General features: G+C 41.5%; 21 protein-coding genes. 17 read left to right on the top strand and 4 right to left on the bottom strand.

The annotated features are described in order from the left end of the window. Nucleotides 1-19 precede the first annotated feature (19 nt). From fdnG to F4694_RS13745, 12 genes are all read left to right on the top strand, one after another. On the top strand, nt 20-2,995 hold the full coding sequence (fdnG, locus tag F4694_RS13800) for a formate dehydrogenase-N subunit alpha (protein WP_179599064.1): 2,976 nt from the start codon (nt 20-22) through the stop codon (nt 2,993-2,995). A gap of 2 nt (nt 2,996-2,997) precedes the next feature. Beyond that, nucleotides 2,998-3,828: a 4Fe-4S dicluster domain-containing protein gene (locus F4694_RS13795; protein WP_179598799.1), complete on the top strand. Its 831-nt coding sequence runs from the start codon at nt 2,998-3,000 to the stop codon at nt 3,826-3,828. Then, nucleotides 3,821-4,549 (top strand): formate dehydrogenase subunit gamma, encoded by a 729-nt coding sequence (locus F4694_RS13790; RefSeq protein WP_179598797.1) that lies wholly within the window; start codon nt 3,821-3,823, stop codon nt 4,547-4,549. The genes F4694_RS13795 and F4694_RS13790 overlap by 8 nt, the downstream gene beginning before the upstream one ends. Nucleotides 4,550-4,643: 94 nt before the next feature. Then, a complete protein-coding gene (locus tag F4694_RS13785) occupies nt 4,644-5,453 on the top strand; it encodes a formate dehydrogenase accessory protein FdhE (RefSeq protein WP_179598796.1) in 810 nt (269 codons plus the stop codon). 15 nt (nt 5,454-5,468) lie between these two features. After that, on the top strand, nt 5,469-6,062 hold the full coding sequence (mobA, locus tag F4694_RS13780) for a molybdenum cofactor guanylyltransferase (RefSeq protein WP_179598794.1): 594 nt from the start codon (nt 5,469-5,471) through the stop codon (nt 6,060-6,062). Between the two features lie 25 nt (nt 6,063-6,087). Further along, nucleotides 6,088-7,320 (top strand): molybdopterin molybdotransferase MoeA, encoded by a 1,233-nt coding sequence (locus F4694_RS13775; RefSeq protein WP_179598792.1) that lies wholly within the window; start codon nt 6,088-6,090, stop codon nt 7,318-7,320. Between the two features lie 14 nt (nt 7,321-7,334). Continuing rightward, nucleotides 7,335-9,257: a molybdopterin biosynthesis protein gene (locus tag F4694_RS13770; RefSeq protein ID WP_179598790.1), complete on the top strand. Its 1,923-nt coding sequence runs from the start codon at nt 7,335-7,337 to the stop codon at nt 9,255-9,257. A 13-nt stretch (nt 9,258-9,270) separates the two neighbouring features. After that, a complete protein-coding gene (locus F4694_RS13765) occupies nt 9,271-9,735 on the top strand; it encodes a molybdenum cofactor biosynthesis protein MoaE (protein ID WP_179598788.1) in 465 nt (154 codons plus the stop codon). Next, complete coding sequence (moaD, locus tag F4694_RS13760; protein ID WP_179598786.1) at nt 9,728-9,961, top strand: molybdopterin converting factor subunit 1; 234 nt, start codon at nt 9,728-9,730, stop codon at nt 9,959-9,961. Before F4694_RS13765 ends, moaD begins: the two co-directional genes overlap by 8 nt. 29 nt (nt 9,962-9,990) lie before the next feature. Beyond that, nucleotides 9,991-11,010 (top strand): thiazole biosynthesis adenylyltransferase ThiF, encoded by a 1,020-nt coding sequence (locus F4694_RS13755; RefSeq protein ID WP_179598784.1) that lies wholly within the window; start codon nt 9,991-9,993, stop codon nt 11,008-11,010. A gap of 266 nt (nt 11,011-11,276) precedes the next feature. Continuing rightward, the gene (locus tag F4694_RS13750; RefSeq protein ID WP_179598782.1) at nt 11,277-11,564 is read left to right on the top strand and encodes a YwdI family protein; all 288 of its coding nucleotides are present in this window, start codon (nt 11,277-11,279) and stop codon (nt 11,562-11,564) included. A gap of 20 nt (nt 11,565-11,584) precedes the next feature. Then, the gene (locus F4694_RS13745) at nt 11,585-11,956 is read left to right on the top strand and encodes a DUF423 domain-containing protein (protein WP_179598780.1); all 372 of its coding nucleotides are present in this window, start codon (nt 11,585-11,587) and stop codon (nt 11,954-11,956) included. A 41-nt stretch (nt 11,957-11,997) separates the two neighbouring features. On the opposite strand, the gene gerQ is transcribed toward F4694_RS13745, so the two are convergent. Next, entirely contained in the window at nt 11,998-12,462 is a 465-nt protein-coding gene (gene gerQ, locus F4694_RS13740; RefSeq protein ID WP_179598778.1) for a spore coat protein GerQ, read from the bottom strand. A 212-nt stretch (nt 12,463-12,674) separates the two neighbouring features. Then, nucleotides 12,675-13,418 carry a hydrogen peroxide-dependent heme synthase gene (gene hemQ, locus F4694_RS13735; RefSeq protein ID WP_179598776.1) on the bottom strand — a complete coding sequence of 248 codons (744 nt, stop codon included), beginning with the start codon at nt 13,416-13,418 and terminating at the stop codon, nt 12,675-12,677. Between the two features lie 235 nt (nt 13,419-13,653). Between hemQ and pta the strand changes: the two genes are divergently transcribed. Then, nucleotides 13,654-14,628 carry a phosphate acetyltransferase gene (gene pta, locus F4694_RS13730; RefSeq protein ID WP_179598774.1) on the top strand — a complete coding sequence of 325 codons (975 nt, stop codon included), beginning with the start codon at nt 13,654-13,656 and terminating at the stop codon, nt 14,626-14,628. Nucleotides 14,629-14,867: 239 nt separating this feature from the next. After that, on the top strand, nt 14,868-15,689 hold the full coding sequence (locus F4694_RS13725) for a lipoate--protein ligase family protein (protein WP_179598772.1): 822 nt from the start codon (nt 14,868-14,870) through the stop codon (nt 15,687-15,689). A 102-nt stretch (nt 15,690-15,791) separates the two neighbouring features. Here the strand turns inward: F4694_RS13725 and F4694_RS13720 are convergent, their stop codons facing one another. Further along, the gene (locus F4694_RS13720; protein ID WP_179598770.1) at nt 15,792-16,556 is read right to left on the bottom strand and encodes an RsfA family transcriptional regulator; all 765 of its coding nucleotides are present in this window, start codon (nt 16,554-16,556) and stop codon (nt 15,792-15,794) included. Between the two features lie 259 nt (nt 16,557-16,815). On the opposite strand from F4694_RS13720, the gene F4694_RS13715 reads away from it, so the two are divergent. The 3 genes from F4694_RS13715 (at nt 16,816) to F4694_RS13705 (ending at nt 18,990) form a co-directional block, all read left to right on the top strand. Then, nucleotides 16,816-17,037, top strand: a complete 222-nt coding sequence (locus F4694_RS13715; RefSeq protein ID WP_179598768.1) for a YuzB family protein — start codon at nt 16,816-16,818, stop codon at nt 17,035-17,037. A gap of 121 nt (nt 17,038-17,158) precedes the next feature. After that, nucleotides 17,159-18,463: an HD domain-containing protein gene (locus F4694_RS13710; protein WP_179598766.1), complete on the top strand. Its 1,305-nt coding sequence runs from the start codon at nt 17,159-17,161 to the stop codon at nt 18,461-18,463. Between the two features lie 17 nt (nt 18,464-18,480). Then, a complete protein-coding gene (locus F4694_RS13705) occupies nt 18,481-18,990 on the top strand; it encodes a YwgA family protein (protein ID WP_179598764.1) in 510 nt (169 codons plus the stop codon). 144 nt (nt 18,991-19,134) lie between these two features. Here F4694_RS13705 and F4694_RS13700 read toward each other — a convergent pair whose 3' ends face one another. Further along, complete coding sequence (locus tag F4694_RS13700; protein WP_179598761.1) at nt 19,135-19,320, bottom strand: 2-hydroxymuconate tautomerase; 186 nt, start codon at nt 19,318-19,320, stop codon at nt 19,135-19,137. Nucleotides 19,321-19,404 lie beyond the last annotated feature (84 nt).

Genomic DNA, 19,404 nt, shown 5'->3' with positions numbered 1-19,404 from the left:
AGATAGAAAAATGGTTGAAATCAACTTAAATCGCCGGCAATTCTTAAAGTTGTCTGGTGCTACTGCTGTCACTCTTGCAGTAGTTGAGCTAGGCTTCAATGAGAAAAAAGCTTATGCCAGCACAAAAGAATTTAAAATCGCCAAATCAACTGTTACACCAACCATTTGCTGTTTTTGCGGCGTTGGCTGTGGGATTTTAGTCCATACAAAGGACAACACAGTGGTTTATACGGAAGGGGATCCGGATAACCCAATTAACGAAGGAAAGCTATGCAGCAAGGGTACAACCATCAGACAATTATATACGTCTGAAAAGCGTATTAAAAAACCGCTTTATCGTGCACCAGGCAGTGATAAGTGGGTAGAAAAAGACTGGGAATGGATGTATGAAACCATTGCCAAGCGTACAAAAGAAACACGTGACAAATCTTTTGTTGTAAGTGAAAACGGTATGACAGTGAATAAGACCGAGGCCATTGCGAGCCTTGGCGGAGCAGCTCTTGATAATGAAGAGACGTACCTGCTTTCAAAAATGATGAGAGGGCTTGGTGTAACATATTTAGAGCACCAGGCACGAATATGACATAGTTCTACGGTTGCCGGTCTGGCACCTTCATTTGGTCGTGGAGCAATGACTAACAGTTGGAATGATGTGCAATATACCGATTGTGCATTGATTATGGGCGCAAACCCTGCTGAGAACCACCCAATCAGCTTTAGATGGTTAACTAAAGCAAAAGAGAATGGCGGAAAAATAATAAGCGTTGACCCTCGTTACACAAGAACATCGTCAATGTCAGATATTTATGCACCATTACGCTCTGGAACAGATATTCCGTTTATTGGCGGGATGATTAAATATGCGCTTGATAATAATCTATACCACAAAGAGTATGTTGCTAAATATACAAACGCTAGCTTTATTGTAAAAGAAAGCTTTAAATTTGAAGATGGCTTATTTTCAGGATATAACGCAGACAAGCGCTCCTATGATAAAACACAGTGGGCTTTTGAAAAGGACACTGAAGGAAATCTAGTAAAAGATTTCAGCTTAGAGCATCCAAGGTCTGTTTTCCAATTAATGAAGAAGCATTATTCTCGCTATGATGTTGACACAGTTGTCAAAGTCACGGGAACACCAAAAGAGGACTTATTAAAAGTATATAAAGCGTTCTGTGCTACGGGTCAAGTTGGTAAAGCAGGAACAATCATGTACGCAATGGGAACAACCCAGCATACAGTTGGTACTCAAAACGTTCGTGCGTTTGCAATGATTCAGCTGCTACTTGGTAACATTGGTCTGCCAGGCGGTGGAGTTAACGCAATGCGTGGTGAGTCTAACGTTCAAGGATCAACAGACTTTGGATTGTTATATGGTAACTTGACAGGTTACTTGAATGCACCGACTTCTACAGATCCTTTAAATGCTACTTTAGCTGGACACTTAGAAAAAGAAACACCAAAAACAGGCTATTGGAGTAATAAACCTAAGTTCATTGTCAGCTTATTAAAAGCTTGGTATGGGCCAAATGCAACGGCTGCAAATGAATTCGCTTACCAATACCTGCCAAAGGGCAATAAAAATTATTCGCACATGAACTTGTTTAAAGCAATGTATGATGGCACATTAGAGGGAGCATTCCTATTTGGAACCAATCCGGTAGTCGGCGGTCCGAATGCTGGTAAAGAAAAAGAAGCTCTTTCTAATTTAAAATGGTTAGTAGCCGTTGATCTTTGGGAAACAGAAACTTCCGCTTTCTGGCAAACAGAAGCAGGAAGCAATCCAGCTAAGATTAATACCGAGGTCTTCTTACTGCCAGCATGTTCTTCTTATGAAAAAGAAGGAAGTATATCAAACAGTGCTCGCTGGATGCAGTATCGCTGGCAGGCAATTAAGCCGCTTGGTGAATCAAAGGCAGACTTAGAAATTATCCATGAGCTTGCAACTAGAATTAAAGGTTTATATAAAAATGAATCAGGTCCTAAAGCTGAACCAATCAATGCTCTTTACTGGAATTATGGTGAGGGACACCATCCTGATATCGACTTGGTATGTAAAGAAATTAACGGATACGATGTCAATACAGGAAAACTAATTGCAGGTTTTGGAAATCTAAAGGATGATGGATCAACATGTTCAGGTAACTGGATTTATTGCGGATTCTATCCTGAAGAAGGAAAGAACCGTGCGAAAAACCGTGACAAGAAAGATACGGGAATGAGTTTATATCTAAACTGGTCGTATGCTTGGCCAATGAACCGTCGTATCCTTTATAATCGCGCATCATGTGATCCAAGTGGTGTGCCATATAACAAAGAAAAAGCCGTTGTGTGGTATGACGCGGTACAAGGCAAATGGACTGGAGTGGACGTACCTGACTTTGTGGCGACGCGAAAGCCTGGTGATGCTGGCTTCGAAGATCCATTCATTATGATGAACGATGGTGTTGGCGGTGTATTTGCTCCAACATTAAATGATGGTCCTTTCCCTGAACACTATGAGCCATTTGAAAGCCCAGTACAGAATCCGTTCTCTAGCCAAGAAATTAACCCAGCTATACAAATATTTTATGGTAAATTCAATGAGCGCGGCTTTAAGGCAGATTTCCCGATCGTGGCAACAACCTATCGGGTAAGTGAGCATTGGCAGTCCGGAACGATGACACGTAACCAAGCATGGTTATCAGAACTAGTTCCTTATATGTATATCGAAATGAGCGAAGAGTTAGCAAAAGAAAAAGGCATTAAAAATAAAGACGAAGTCATTGTCAGCTCCGCACGCGGCGAGGTAAAAGCTTATGCAATGGTAACGAAGCGCTTTAAGCCTCATAAGATTAACGGCAAAAACGTTCATCAAATCGGAATGCCTTGGCATTTTGGTTATAAAGGAATCGCAACTGGGGAAACAGCTAATCGCCTGACACCTCATATCGGGGATGCAAATACAACAATTCCTGAATATAAGGCATTCCTCTGTGACGTAAGGAGGGCTTAACAATGGCTACTGAATATGTAAAATTTGTCGACGTAACCAAATGTGATGGCTGTCGTGCTTGTATGGTTGCTTGTAAAAACTGGAATGACCTTCCGGCAGAACCACAAGATTTCCTCGGAAGCGCTCAATCACATACAAAAACAACTGCTGATACTTGGAATGTATTGCAATATATCGAACATGAAAACTCTAAGGGCGGTCTTGACTATCTTTTCCGTCACTCCGCATGCTTCCATTGTACGGACGCGGCTTGTGAAAAGGTCTGCCCGGAAGACGCAATTAGCTACACTGATTTTGGCACAGTTGTTATCGATCATGAAAAATGTGTTGGCTGTGGCTATTGTGTAAATAACTGTCCATTTGAAGTTATTTCCCTTAAGGAATATGTTGATAAAAATGGTGATAAGTACAGAAAGGCTAATAAATGCACCATGTGTACTGATCGTCTTGAAGAAGGCTTACAGCCTGCTTGTGTAACAACTTGTCATACAGGCGCAATGCAGTTTGGCGACAAAACTGCAATGATTCAAAAGGCAGAAGAGCGTGTGAAACAGATTAAAGATCGTTATCCTAACGCAATGGTCTATAATCCACAAGGTGTTGGCGGAACACACACTGTTTATGTACTTGCGGAAAAGCCATCTGTATACGGGTTACCTGAAAACCCTAAAGTTCCAACATCCGCTGTGGTTTGGAAAGATTATGCACAGCCAATTGGTAAAATGATGATCGGTGCTACCACGATGGCTGTTGTAGGGGCTTTCATAACCAACACAATTATTAGTAAGAAGAAGAATGGTAAAAACGAAGACGGAGGTGAGCACCATGAGTAAACCTCAAAAGTCGACAGTAAAGGTAAAACGTTTTTCGAAGGCATTTGTCTGGGCGCATGCAGTTAATGCGATTTCATTTATCGCCCTCTATATCACAGCTTTGCCAATGTACACAGAGTTTTTTGACTGGTTATACCCCGTGCTTGGCGGACCAGAAGGTGCACGTCTCCTTCACAGAATTTTTGCCGTAGCGTTTATTACACCAACGTTTATCTGGGTTATTTTTGACTTTAAAGGCTTTAAGCTTTGGATGAAAGAACTTGTTACTTGGAAGAAACGTGATCTAGAGTTCTTTACAGAGTTTGTTAAGGAGCTATTCGGTTTTAATTTCAAGCACGTAAAGCAAACATTCTTTAACGCTGGTGAGAAGATTAACTCAATCATTCAAATTTTCACAGCAATACTAATCATTGGTTCAGGCTTCCCAATGTGGTTCCCTGAATTCTTCCCAAGAGCGGTTGTTCAATGGGGATATTTATTACACAACGTCGGTTTCGGCCTAGCGATCGCGGTAGTAGTCGGACACGTCTATCTATCTGTTATACACAAAAACTCTAAACCAGGATATACCGGAGTTATCACAGGTGAAGTACCTGCATGGTGGGCTCATGAACACTATACAGAATGGTATGAGGAAGAAGTCAAAAAAGGCAACTTCCCTAAACTAGAAGACCCACATAAACCAACCAGTCCTGACAAGAAAAAGAAAAAAGGGGCGTAAGTTAAATCATCAGCCTGTATGAACGTAAATACTCAAAATGGCTGTCTGTAACAGGGCAGCCATTGATTTATAAAATCAAAAGAGGTGCAACGCAATGAAAAAATCTGTGGTTTCGAAAGAATATCAGAATTTACAGCAGGATATTTTGGCCCTTCAGGAGAATTGGAAAAAGAGTATAAATCCAGAAGCCATCATTCCAAAACTAGATAAAGCAGCAATGTCCGCAGGAGTGCCGGCAGCTGCATTAGCGTCTATTAATTTTGAAATTTCACTATTCCTACAGTGGATAGAGGAGATAAATGTGCTTTTAACCCAAAACAACCCTGAGCTCGAGTCAAAGCTTGCTGAAGTTAGAACACTATTAAACGAAGAAACAGCGATCCGCTGGATTGACGAAGCCTTCTCGTTTAACAGTGTTTATTTTGCAGGCTTCGCTGAGGAAAATGGACTTGAGGAATGGATTCCGCAATTTCTTGCTGAAACAGCACTAAGACCCTATTTACAGGTTACAGCAGAAAAGATCCAGCACGAAATCACTCATGCTGTTCCTGGTGCAGGCTGTCCCGTTTGTGGTGAACCTGCTAGACTTGCTGTTCTTGAAGATGAAGGAAAAAAAGTGATGACGTGTCCTCGCTGCCTTGCTCATTGGAATGCAAAACGAATTGAATGTGCACATTGCGGTAACGATGATCACAAAACCATTCAGTTCTTGACCATTGAAGGCGACGCTTCCTCGCAAATTCAGGTTTGCGAAAAGTGTACAGGATATATTAAAGTGATAGATACAAGACAATATCTCAGCAAGCCGTCACCTGCCATGCTGGACTTAAATACGATTCACCTAGACTTCGTTGCCCAAGAGCAAGGCTATCAAGTAGTGGGCGAAATCAAACAAACAAATTAAGAAGGTGCGCTATTCATGAAAGCTGCGGCTATTATTTTATCAGGTGGAAAATCTAGTAGAATGGGCACGAACAAGGCTCTCCTAAAACTTAATGAAAAAACAACGATAGAAAGAATGGTTGATATTCTTAAAGTCTACTTTGATGACATCATTCTTGTTACCAATGATATGGATTCCTATCAATTCTTAGGGGTAAAAATGGTGTCCGATCACTATCCTGGAAAAGGACCGCTGGCAGGCTTTCATGCCGGCCTAATGGCCTCAGATTATGATGTGAATTTCATTGTAGCGTGTGATATGCCTTTTATTTCAGGAGAACTTGCTTCAAAGCTTGTGAATCAGATTGACCATTATGATGCCTTAGTACCAGTGATTAATGGAAAAATGCAAACCCTTTGTGCAGTTTTTCAAAAGAAGACGGTAAATAAAATTGAAGAATGTATTGAAAATGGACGTCTTCCAATCAAACATCTGCTGGAGCATTTAAACGTCCTTTATGTAACGGAAAAAGATCTAGAAATCTATAGCAGCATTGATATGGAGCGTGTCTTTTTCAATATGAATCACCCGCATGAGTATGAGGATGCAAAAAGGTGGCTCAGAGGCTGACGATACAGGAAGGATGTAAGGCACAGTGCAATTTTTCAAGGTGAAAACAGTCGAAGAAACCTTCGCAATGATTGAAGAGAATATTTCAGCTATAAAAGATACGGAGGAGCGCCCCCTTGAAGAGGCTCTCCATTATATAACCGCTGCGTGCGTCACAGCAAAGGAAAATGTTCCGGGCTTTGACCGTTCAACCGTTGATGGATATGCCGTTAAGGCAAAAGACACTTATGGTTCATCTGACTCCATGCCCGGGTTTTTAACCGTAGTCGGTGAAGTACGAATGGGTGAGAGTGCCGGAATCCATCTAGGACAGGGAGAGGCAGTCTACGTGCCAACCGGCGGGATGATTCCTCCAGGCAGTGACAGCGTTATCATGATTGAACATTGTGAAGACCATGAGGGTCTGTTAAATACCTATAAGTCAGTGGCTCCTGGTGAGAACATTATTCGCGCAGGTGAAGACATCCGCAAAGGGGAAGTTGTTCTTCCAGAAGGGACGATCCTAAGACCTCAGGAGTTAGGCGCAATCGCTTCGCTTGGAATTAGTCATGTTACCGTCTATCGCAAGCTTAAGGTGGGTTATCTATCCTCTGGTGATGAAATTGTTCCCTATCAAACAGAAAAACTTTTAGAAGGACAAATCCGTGATATTAACTATTTGACGATTGCCAGCCTCGCAAAACAATGGAATGTTGAGGTTATTTACGGTGGAATAGTGAAGGATGACTTTCAAGAGTTTCAGCAAAAAGCACAGAACCTTTATGATCAGGTTGATTGTTTAATTCTCTCTGGAGGAAGCTCAGTCGGGGCAAAGGATTATACCACAGATGTGATTCAATCCTTAGGTTCGCCAGGTGTTTTTGTCCATGGTATTTCTATTAAACCAGGAAAACCTACGATTCTTGCAATGGCAAACGGAAAACCAGTGATTGGCTTGCCAGGTCACCCAGCCTCTGCAATGATTATCTTCATGCTTTTTGGCGAAAAGATACTTCGAAAGTTAAAAGGCGAAAAAATCGACAAAAAACCAGATCGGATTTTTGCAAGGATTACTAAAAATATTCCTTCGGCACCGGGCCGCTCTGATTATATTCGTGTTCGTTTGTTTGAAAAAGAAGGAGAATGGTGGGCGGACCCTATCATTGGGAAATCAGGTTTAATTACGACATTAGTAAAAAGCGATGGAATTGTTGAGATTCGTTCAGAAAAAGAGGGTATTTCACAGGGAGATTATGTACCTGTGATTGCAACACGATGAGGGGGATAAAATAGATGGACCAGAAACGCTATAAACGGAAAATATATTTAGAGGACAAACCCCGATCGGAAGCAAAGCGAGAAATTCTCGAGGCATTTTCTCTCCCCCTTGAAATAGAAATGATACCAACCAGTGATGCTCTTGGCCGTGTAACCGCTGAACCGATCTTTGCCAATGTTTCCATGCCTCATTACCATGCATCGGCAATGGATGGAATTGCGGTAATTGCTGAAAAAACGTATACTGCTCACGAGCAAAATCCCCTTCAGCTTAAGCTAGGGATTGATTTTGCGATTGTAGATACAGGAAACGCGATTCCTGCACCATTTAATGCGGTAATCATGATCGAACATGTCGATATGATTGATGAGGAAACGATTGAAATTATTGAACCTGCCACACCTTGGCAGCATATCCGTCCAATTGGAGAGGATATCGTCCAAGAGGAAATGCTTTTCCCGCAAGGACATATCCTAAGACCTGCAGATTTAGGAGTGCTGTTGGCCGGACAGCAGATTCACATTCCAGTTGTAAAGAAGCCGATTGTTACCATTATTCCAACTGGTAACGAGCTGGTCGAAGCAGATAGCGAACTTTCTTCTGGAAAAATTATAGAATTTAACGGAACGGTATTTGCGAATTTTGTAAAAGATTGGGGCGGCGAGCCAAGGCTTCACCGGATTGTGAAGGATGAGCCTGAAAAGATTAGGTCTGTATTGCTCGAAGCTGCGAAAGACTCTGATATTATCGTTATCAATGCCGGATCATCAGCAGGTTCAAAGGATTATACCGTTCATATTATTGGTGAAATTGGCACGGTCTTTACCCATGGTGTAGCTGCAAGACCAGGTAAACCGGTTATTTTGGGAAAAATAAATGAAAAAATTGTCGTAGGTGTTCCTGGATATCCAGTTTCCGCATATTTAGCACTAGAGTGGTTTGTACGCCCGCTAATTTGCAAATATTTGCAGATACCAGAGCCAAAAAGACAAACGGTAAGTGTCAAGCTTGGCCGCCGGATTGTATCAGGTATGGGTGCAGAAGATTTTGTACGAATGAATATCGGCTATGTGAGTGGACAGTTTGTTGCCAACCCGCTGACAAGAGCGGCAGGTGTAACCATGTCCTATGTTCGAGCAGATGGCCTTCTTATCGTTCCAGCCAACGTCAGTGGCTATGAACAGGGTGAGTTTGCTGAGGTGGAGCTTTTGAGACCACTTGAGGAAATTAAAAACGCGATTATGTTTTCTGGAAGCCACGATTTAACGATTGACCTATTATCATCTCAGCTAAAAAGAGTTCGTGCTGAAATGAAAATAGTTTCTTCGCATGTTGGCAGTATGGCTGGTATTATGGCGATTCGAAAAGGAGAGGCCCACGTAGCGGGCATTCATTTGCTTGACCCCAATACAAAGCAATATAATATCTCATATGTTAAGAAAATATTAGCTGGTTTGGATGTTATCCTCTATCCATTTTTAAAAAGAAAGCAAGGATGGATTTTACCGAAGGGAAATCCGCTTCGTATTGGAACGGTCGTAGATATTTTTGAGAAAAAAGCAAACTTCGTCAACCGTCAAAAAGGTGCAGGCACAAGGATTCTTTTAGATATGCTGTTAGAGGAGAACGGTATTTCATCAGAAGAGATTACCGGTTACGACCGGGAAATGTTTTCACACTTAGCGGTAGCGGCGGAGGTTAATGGAGACAGTCATGGAGCTGGACTAGGAATCTATCCAGCGGCAAAAGCTATGAACCTAGACTTTGTTCCTGTAGCAGATGAAGAATATGATTTAGTGATGACGCGGAGCTTTTATGAAAGTGAAAGTGGCAAACTGCTAATCGATATTATTCAATCACCGATCTTTAAACAGCAGGTCGAAAAAATCGGCGGATATGAAGTGGTCAAAAATGCAGAGCCAAAGAAATTGGTCTGAAGAGGTGCACAAAATGAATTATCAAATTTCAAAAGAACCGATTGATATTCAATCTGTCATAGATAAGGTTGTTCAGCGTAATGCTGGAGCGATTACTACTTTTATTGGAACCGTTCGGGAATTAACCAAAGGAAAAAAGACATTATTTTTAATATACGATGCGTACGAAGCGATGGCAGTGAAAAAGTTGGAGCAAATCGGAAGGGAAATTGAAGAGCGCTGGGAAGGTGCACAAGTAGCGATTACCCATCGAGTGGGCAGGCTGGATATAACAGATATCGCCGTGGTCATAGCCGTTTCTACGCCTCACCGTGCCGATGCCTATGATGCGAATCGATATGCCATTGAGCGGATTAAAGAAATCGTCCCGATTTGGAAGAAGGAACATTGGGAAGATGACGAAGAGTGGATGGGCAACCAGCTCGAAACTGTCGCTTACCCTAGTGGCAAGCCTGAGGAGAGTGACTTAAATGAATAAAGTTTTATTTTTTGCTCATTTACGCGACGCGGTCGGTGAAGAGTTTCTTAAGATCGATGCAAGCGGCAAAACTGTTGCTGAATTAAAAGTAGAATTAGTTCGTAATTACAATCTTCCAAAATTAGATAGTGTTATGACAGCTGTTAATGAAGAATTTGCCCAGGATGATGAAGTGATTCAAGATGGTGATGAAGTTGCCTTTATTCCTCCTGTAAGCGGCGGCTGATAAGGTTGTTTGGAAAAGGGGAAAACAGGATGGACGAACGATATTCACGACAGGTCCTCTTTCCAGGGATCGGAAAAGAAGGACAAGATAAAATTAGTAGGAAGCATGTGTTAATGATTGGAGCGGGCGCCCTTGGCTCTGGAAATGCAGAGGTACTTACACGGGCTGGGATTGGCCGGCTTACAATTGTTGACAGAGATTATGTCGAAGCAAGTAACCTTCAGCGTCAACAGCTTTATACTGAAGAGGATGTGATTGAGAAGCTTCCGAAAGCAGCTGCGGCACAAAAGCGCCTTCAGGCTATCAACTCGGACGTAGAAGTGAAGGCAATTATCGGTGATGCTACTCCATCTATGCTGGAGGATCTGGTGAAGGATGTTGATGTGATCATTGATGCGACCGATAATTTTGAAACGCGGATGGCGATTAATGATGTTTCACAAAAGTATAGTATACCCTGGATTTATGGTGCGTGTGTTGGCAGTTATGGGATGAGTTTTTCGATTATTCCAGGGAAAACGCCTTGTTTAAATTGTTTGTTACGGACGATTCCAATGCAGGGATTAACCTGTGATACCGGCGGAATTATCTCACCTGCTGTCCAAATGGTGATTTCTCATCAAAGTGCCGAAGCGCTCAAAATGCTTGTCGAGGATTGGGAGGCCGTTCGAACTTCGTTTGTCAGCTTTGACTTATGGCGGAACCAATATACGAGTTTGAAAATGGGAAAAGCCAAATTCGCAGGCTGTTTATCGTGCGGCGAGGAAAGAACCTATCCTTACCTAGACCAGGAAAACATGACGAAGACGACTGTTTTATGCGGCCGGGATACAGTGCAAATTCGCCCATCCACACAAGGTGAGCTATCGCTTGAAAAACTGGCAGGGCAGCTGAGTACACTCGGGTATACGGTTAAAGGGAATCCGTACCTTCTATCAGTGGAAATGGGTTCTGAGCGAATGGTCATCTTTAACGACGGACGTGCTCTCATACACGGCACAAAAGACTTAACCCATGCCAAATCCATTTATCAAAGAATATTAGGTTAAATAGAAAAGCGGAAGCGCCTTGGGCATACCCGATAGGCATAAGACGAGCGCTGACAGAAGGCGTGCTTTTTGCCTTCCGGAGTGATTGGCTTATGACCCCGAGGGTCTAGGCGATGGAGCTGGACAACAATAAACTCGTACCTTTTGGTGCGGGTTTTTAATATGACATAAACCAACATGTTTCACGTGAAACATGTCGGAATTTCTATTTGGCTGGCGAATTTGGTATGATGATATAAAGAATGGAAAAGAGGAGTTTAAAAATCGTGAATATATCGGTTGAAAAATTATTAAGGAAAATCGAAGAGGAATTAACGCTGGCAAAAAACAGCACGAAGCAAGATAACTTGCGGGAAAAAGTGTACTCTATTAAAATATTATGCGAGCTGATCCTAGATGAAAAGCAAAGACCACAGGAAGCACCACTAAATCCTGTCCCGTCATTTCAGCCTGTAACCGTACAGCCATCCATTCAGCAGCCAGTGACATTAAATCAACCAAAAAAACTAGAAATGGAAGACGAAGCAAACGGCGATTCGCTATTTGATTTTTAATTTGACAAGGGGGAGAGGAAATGAAAACATTTATCATTATAGGAGCAATAAACGCTTTTTTAGCGGTGGCGCTAGGAGCATTTGGTGCTCATGGACTTAAGGATAAGCTAGATCCCTATTATCTAGATATTTGGAAAACAGGAGTCACCTATCAAATGTTCCATGCAACTGCACTATTGGTGATTGGAATTCTGTTAGGTAAAGTGGCGGCGAGTACATTTTTCACTTGGTCAGGCTGGTTATTTCTTATCGGAATTATCTTTTTCAGCGGCAGCCTCTATATTTTAAGCTTAACGAAGGTAGGAGTGCTGGGCGCGATCACACCAATTGGAGGCGTCTGCTTCTTAGCAGGATGGATTTTAATGATCATTGGTACAGTAAAAGATTTATAAAATAGTAAAGGCATTGGACTTGAGTTCCAATGCCTTTACTATTATCTTGGCGGGAAGGTACTTAAACCAGGTGAAGACCCAAAAGGATATTCATATTCAAGTTCTTCATCAAATGTAGCATAATCGAAAGCTACCATTGGGATGAGCGTACGCTGACCTGTTTGTGGATCACTTAGGATGAGGTGGTCACGTCCTGCTGCTTCAATAATTCCAACAAATTTCTTGGCATTCCATTGGTTGTTGCCTTCAAAAGTTGCATAAACAGTTGCTAACTTCCCTTTGTTTAGTCGTAAAATATTTTCGATGTATGATTGTTCAATTGGCAGCATTCCCTGCTGCTGTGAAGCTGCAGGAGTCCCTGCAGGAGCTCCCTGTTGTGGATACTGTGGAAAGCCTTGCTGCTGCTGACCTGGAAAAAATCCTTGCCCTTGCCCTTGGAACTGATTCCCGCCTTGCTGTCTAGCAGGATAAGGCTGATACCCTTGTGGATTATAATATTGATTCATCTTTTTCCCTCCTATAAATGACTAAACGAATGCCCAACAGTCTATTCATACTCCATAAACACTTAAATGGTGACAATCGGGATAATCCCGATTTGAGCGGATTCGGAACTGTAACTTAAGACTCGCTGTTTTATTAGTATGAGGAGGGAAAGGGAAATATGACTTATCAAAATGACAAAAAAAGTTCTCAGCAAAAGCTGAGAACTTTGGTGTTAAACATGTAAGAATCGAGGGACTCTTTCTTCCTCTAATAAGTTGCCGACAAAGAAGGCACCAAATTCACCGAAGCGTGCACTTACTTCATCAAAACGCATTTCATAGACAAGTTTTTTAAATTGAAGAACATCCTCAGCAAACAGCGTTACGCCCCACTCATAATCATCAAAGCCCACAGAACCTGTAATGATTTGCTTTACTTTTCCTGCATATGTACGCCCAATCATTCCGTGGCTCCTCATCATATTGCGGCGATCTTCCATCGGAAGCATATACCAGTTGTCGTTGCCCTGACGGCGCTTGTCCATTGGATAGAAACAAACATGTGCTGTTTTAGGAAGCTTAGGGTATAGACGAGCAAGAATTTGTGGGTTTTGGTATGGGTCCTCACCAGCAGGCAAGTAGTTACTTAATTCAACGACAGACACATAAGAATGAGCTGGAATCGTGAACTCTGCTAATTTAGTTTTATTAAATTCTGTTTCAATTTCATTTAGTTCTTGCATTGTTGGGCGTAGGATCATCATCATGAAATCCGCTTTTTGTCCAACAATTGTATATAAAGCATGACTGCCTTCGTTACGTTCTTGTGTGTGATTCCATTTTTCAACTAGACTTAAAAACTCGTGAATCGCGGACTGGCGTTCATCACTGGAAAGCATTTTCCAAGTTGTCCAATCAACTGTACGGAAATCATGCAAACAATACCAGCCATCAAGCGTTTGAGCTGCTTCACTCATTAAAATCACTCCTAAATAATCATTCTTCTTATTTACAATCTTTACTATAACATAGTTTGACCAAGTCACGCTTGAATAAACCACTAAGGATAATTTTTAGAAAAGAAGTGAATAGTAAATGAGTGTGAAGTTTTTTGAATAAAAAAACATTTGTCATGAAAACGCCACCTAAGTTGAATTTTTCAACAGGTAAAGTATGCTAAAATAGGTAGATTTAATTAAGGAGGATTTAATTGTGGCTGATTTATTTGAAGGTTTAAAACAAAAATTATCTGGTCGTGATATGCGCATTGTTTTTCCTGAGGGCTTGGACGAGCGGATTGTCAGGGCAGCAAGCAGGCTGGCAGAGGAAAAGCGATTAACACCTATTTTAATTGGTAATATCGAGCAGGTTCAGGCTAAGGCCCAGGAGCTTGGCGTTTCCTTAGATGCAGCAGAAATCTATGACCCTGCAAGCTATGCGGCAATGGACGAGCTAGTAGCAGCTTTTGTTGAACGTCGTAAAGGAAAAGCAACCGAAGAGGATGCACGTAAGATTTTATTAGATGAAAATTATTTCGGGACGATGCTGGTTTATTTGAATAAAGCAGACGGTTTAGTGAGCGGTGCAGCACATTCTACAGCTGATACGGTTCGCCCTGCGCTGCAAATTATTAAAACAAAAGCGGGCGTGAAGAAAACGTCTGGTGTTTTCATCATGGTTCGTGAGGATGAAAAATACGTATTTGCTGATTGTGCGATCAATATCGCTCCCGACAGCAATGATTTAGCAGAAATTGCGGTAGAAAGTGCAAAAACTGCCAATATGTTTGATATTGAACCACGAATTGCAATGCTTAGCTTTTCCACAAAGGGTTCTGCAAAGTCACCAGAAACAGAGAGAGTCTCAGGTGCAGTTGAAGAAGCAAAACGTCGTGATCCATCTTTAGTAATTGATGGAGAATTCCAGTTTGATGCCGCTTTTGTTCCATCTGTGGCAAAAAGTAAGGCACCAGATTCACCGCTTCAAGGGGATGCGAATGTGTTTATCTTCCCAAGTCTTGAAGCAGGAAATATCGGCTACAAAATTGCCCAGCGTTTAGGTGGATTCGAAGCGGTTGGACCAATCCTTCAAGGATTAAATAAACCTGTGAACGACCTATCACGCGGCTGTAATGAAGAAGATGTTTATAAGCTAGCGTTAATTACGGCAGCACAAGGAATACAATAGTTTTTTATGCCAGTCCTGGGTTGGGGCTGGCTTTTTATATTAGAGGTTTTTGAGTTTTGTACATTTTTTTGGGGTGGTTATGAACACTTTTTTATGAGTTTTGTACAATTTTGAGAGGCTTTTGTACATTTTTTTAGGAGTTTTGTCCATTTAGACATTATTTGGAAAAAACGAAACTGTTTTAGTAGGATTATTTTTGCTAAAATAAGCTTATTATTCATTTTGAGGAGAAAACCAATATGGAAGGTTTATTACATCAGTCGGAATGGAGAATCATTGATCAGTCCACGGCTGGTAGACATTTTCAAGCATTACAGTCATTCGGCACAGACGATACGCTTTGCGCCTCAGTCGGGTCTGGACAGGCTCCAGCAACAGCTCGAACCTGGGTCCATCACAATACCATCGTTCTCGGGATACAAGATACCAAACTGCCATTCTTAAAAGAAGGAAGGCAATTTCTCAAGAAACAGGGCTATCAGACTATTGTCCGGAACTCGGGCGGTTTAGCGGTGGTACTGGATGAAGGGGTTTTAAATATCTCATTGATTTTACCTGAAAAGGAAAAAGGGATCGATATTAACCGCGGATACGATACGATGTTGAAGCTCGTTCAAAACATGTTTGCCGATTATACCAACGCAATCGAAGCTAGAGAAATTGTTGGCTCCTATTGCCCGGGAAGCTATGACCTAAGTATTGATGGAAAAAAGTTTGCCGGTATTTCGCAGCGCCGCCTCAAAAAAGGGGTAGCTGTTCAAATCTATTTATGTGTTAATGGCAGCGGCAGTGAGCGTGCACAGTTAATTAAGCAATTTTATGAGATCGCGAAAAACGAACAGGCCACAAAATTTACGTATCCGGAGATTGTACCGGAAGTGATGGCTTCTCTTTCTGAATTATTGGAAACACCATTAACGATTTCGGACGTAATGCTGCGCCTATTAACCCAGTTAAAAAAAAATAGCGACAATCTGTACGCCGGGTCATTGACGGGACTAGAACTAGAGCTCCTTCCGGGTTACTACCAAAGAATTATTGACCGTAATGAGAAAATATAAAAAGCCGTAAACCCAAACTGGATTTACGGCCTCTTTTAAGAGGATATTGTCGTCTCCCAAAGTCTTACTCTAGCTCTAGGCGTGCGTCTGGAGCTTTTCGTTTTACTCAGCGACCTTTTCTAGGTTCCCATTGCGGTCCATTTTGAATTTTGTCGCAGGTCTTTCTTCTTCTTCAAATAATACAAGCTTACGAGCGCGGTTCATAATTTTCATGAGTGTCTCGTAATCTTCTTGGATGGTTTCGGTATTTTGCTCGAGACCTTCAATTTTAGCTGCCATTTCTTCATTTTGTTTGCGTAATTCTGCAATTTCACGCTTCAATCTTTCATTCTCACTTTTTAATGCTTCATTTTGCAGATTCGCATGATTAAAGTTTTGTAAGTAATCAATCACGCTATCAAGCGATAAACCTGCTGCAGGTGTTGATTGTCTGTAGGTTTGAACGGGTTGCTTTACATAGACTTCAGGCAAAACAAACGTTTCAGCTGCAACTTCCGCTGTTAAATCTGGCATTTCATAGGTAGTTTCAGTTTCCATAGGCACTTCCACTGGTGCTGATAGTGTTTCAAAGTCATCAGCAGCTGGTACTGGAGGATTGTACAGTAACTTTTTCTTGCCTCCCTGGTCTTTCCCTAACACTCTTTGTCTTTGCTTACGCTGTTTTTTTGCTAATTGCAATGCTTTTTCATAGCGGTGGCGCACAACCGCATTCCATCTGAATCCACAGGCTGCAGAAGTCCTGTTTAGCTTGTCGCCTACCTCTTCAAAAGCGTTCAGCTGTGTACTGCCTTCACGTACATGGCGAAGGACGGTTTCAGCTAACAAAAGATCATTTTCATCTGTCCATGCATCTTGTCGTACTTTCATATCTCTTCAACTCCCTAAATAATAATTACGTTTAACTCAAGATGAGTTTTTAAAAGTTCTAGTCTTATCTTGGACAAGTTTGTCAAGCTTTATACCAAAATGTCTGCAAGGATAATAGTTTTTTTAACTGAAAGAGTTAGAAGGATTACAAAAGAAAAGCAACTTGCAATGGATTGAAAGAAATTGTAATATATCTAAGGAGTTAAACCGAAATTAAATTGGCTAAAATAGTAGGAATAGATAAGAAAGGGTGGAAGTAATGTCAAATGAATTCCGCGTTTGTGATGATTGTCAGGCCGTGAATCTAAAGACATTAATCCCTCGTTTGAAAGAATTGGATCCCGAAGCTGAAATTAAAATTGGCTGCCAATCTTATTGTGGTCCTGGCCGGAAAAAAACATTTGCCTTCGTCAATAACCGCCCGGTTGCTGCCCTAACGGAAGAGGAATTAATGGAAAAGGTTAATAAAAAACTAAAATAATCACCTATGATCTTCACGAGCCTAGGTGATTTTTCTTTTCATGTCATTGTCGAAAAATCGTGCAGAAAATTGCTGGAAATTGGGATATAATAGAAGAAAGTTTAGAGGAAGAGGGAAAGCAATGGTATATTCGGCGGAAAAACTGAGTGAAGAAAAAGTGTTTAAAGATCCTGTTCACCGCTACGTTCATGTACGTGACCGGGTCATCTGGGATTTAGTCGGTACAAAAGAGTTTCAGCGTTTGCGCCGTATCAAACAGCTCGGAACCACCTTTTTAACGTTCCATGGTGCTGAGCACAGCCGCTTTAACCACTCTCTCGGAGTATATGAAATTGTCCGCCGCATTATTGATGATGTATTTGCAGGCAGACCGGAATGGAATGACGATGACCGCCTCCTAACCCTATGTGCTGCACTTCTCCACGATTTGGGGCACGGCCCATTTTCCCATTCGTTTGAAAAAGTGTTCGATTTTGACCATGAGGATTTTACCCAGAACATCGTATTGGGAAATACAGAGGTTAACGCCGTTTTAAAAAAGGTTAGTCCTGATTTCCCTCAGCAAGTTGCTGAAGTGGTTGCGAAAACATCTGCGAAAAAACTAGTGGTCAGCTTGATCTCCAGCCAAATAGACGCCGATCGGATGGATTATTTGCAGCGGGATGCTTATTTTACCGGTGTGAGCTATGGTCAATTTGATATGGAGCGAATTCTTCGTGTCATGAGACCAAAAGAAGATCAAGTGGTGATTAAAAAGAGCGGTATGCATGCGGTTGAAGATTACATTATGAGCCGCTATCAGATGTATTGGCAGGTCTATTTCCATCCTGTATCCCGCAGTGCAGAGGTTATATTGACCAAAATCCTTCACCGTGCCAAGCAGCTGTATGAAAACAATTATTCTTTTAAAAATAATCCCATTCACTTTTATTCTTTTTTTACCGATAGCGTAACGTTAGAAGACTATCTAAAGTTAGATGAATCGATTATTATGTTTTATTTTCAAATATGGCAGGATGAAGATGACTCCATTTTAAGCGATCTTTGCCGACGATTTGTGAATCGAAACTTATTTAAATATGCCGAGTTTGATCCTGCAAAGGAGTATAAGAAGCTCGCTGAACTGACTCGTCTTTTTGAAAAGGCAGGAATTGACCCGGAATATTATTTAGTTGTTGATTCATCATCTGACTTACCTTACGATTTTTATCGTCCGGGCGAAGAAGAGGAACGTTTGCCGATTCATTTACTAATGAAAAATGGGGATTTAAAGGAGCTTTCCCGGGAGTCCGAGATTGTGGACGCCATCTCTGGTAAGAGGAGAACGGACCATAAACTTTATTACCCTGGTGATTTCTTAGCCGACGAATCCACTGAAAAAGAGTTAAAAAAACAAATACGTACCCTATTAGAGATAAACCTGTGAGTAGGAGATGACGAGCGTTGTTAAAAGATCATGCTAAGCTGATGCAGGCTGTTTTAGTATCCGGAGAAATCATCGGGAGAAAAAAGCTGCAGAAGATGATATATATTGCAAAAAAGGTGTCCTTTCCGTTTCATGAGCGGTTTCAGTTTCATTTTTATGGTCCATATTCTGAAGAGCTGACACTAAGGGTCGAAGAGCTGTGCAATATGGGCTTTCTCAATGAAATCAAGGAGAAAAAAGGCGGTTATTTTCAATATCGCTATACCCTGACAGATACAGGCAAAGAGTTTTTGAGCTTAAATGAAGTCGAAATGCCATTTTTACAAGATTGTCTTGAAGACATGAACGAACAGAATGCTAGATTTCTCGAGCTTGTTTCGACGGTTTTATATTTTGATAATCTATCGAAAGAAGAAGTAACCGACAAAGTATTTACGTTAAAAAGCAGTCAGCGCTATACAGAAGAAGAAATCGATCAAGCCTATGCCTATATTGAGGCATTAAAAGGAAAAGCTAAGCTCCATTAGAAATGCGAAAGCGCCTTGCACAGGGGCGACAGGCATAAGACGAGCCGGCGAGAAGGTTGTTCTTTAACCTTCTTGACGGATTGGCTTATGACCCCGAGCCCCTAGGCGCTGCAGCTGAACACTAATGGGCGCTTAGCTTTTTTACTATTTGTCGCTTGCTCTTACACCAGCAACACCGTAATGTTCTTTCTGCATTTCTTCAATAAAAACAACAACCGCTTCTTTTGGAGCGCCCGTCGTTTCACTGACAGCATCCGTTACCTTTGCAACAAGTGCTCTTTTTTGATCGTCAGTACGTCCTGGAAGCATTTTAACCGTCACATATGGCATTATGTATTCCTCCTTTTATCACTTCAAGGATAGTTTAGCAAACATTTTCATTTTATATCCAGTTTAAGGTATACTTATAGGAAA

The organism is Neobacillus driksii, from assembly GCF_013409995.1.
Lineage (GTDB): Bacteria > Bacillota > Bacilli > Bacillales > Cytobacillaceae > Neobacillus > Neobacillus driksii.
The sequence above is the reverse complement of the archived record's forward strand: the minus strand, read 5'-3'. Positions and strand labels throughout refer to the sequence as shown.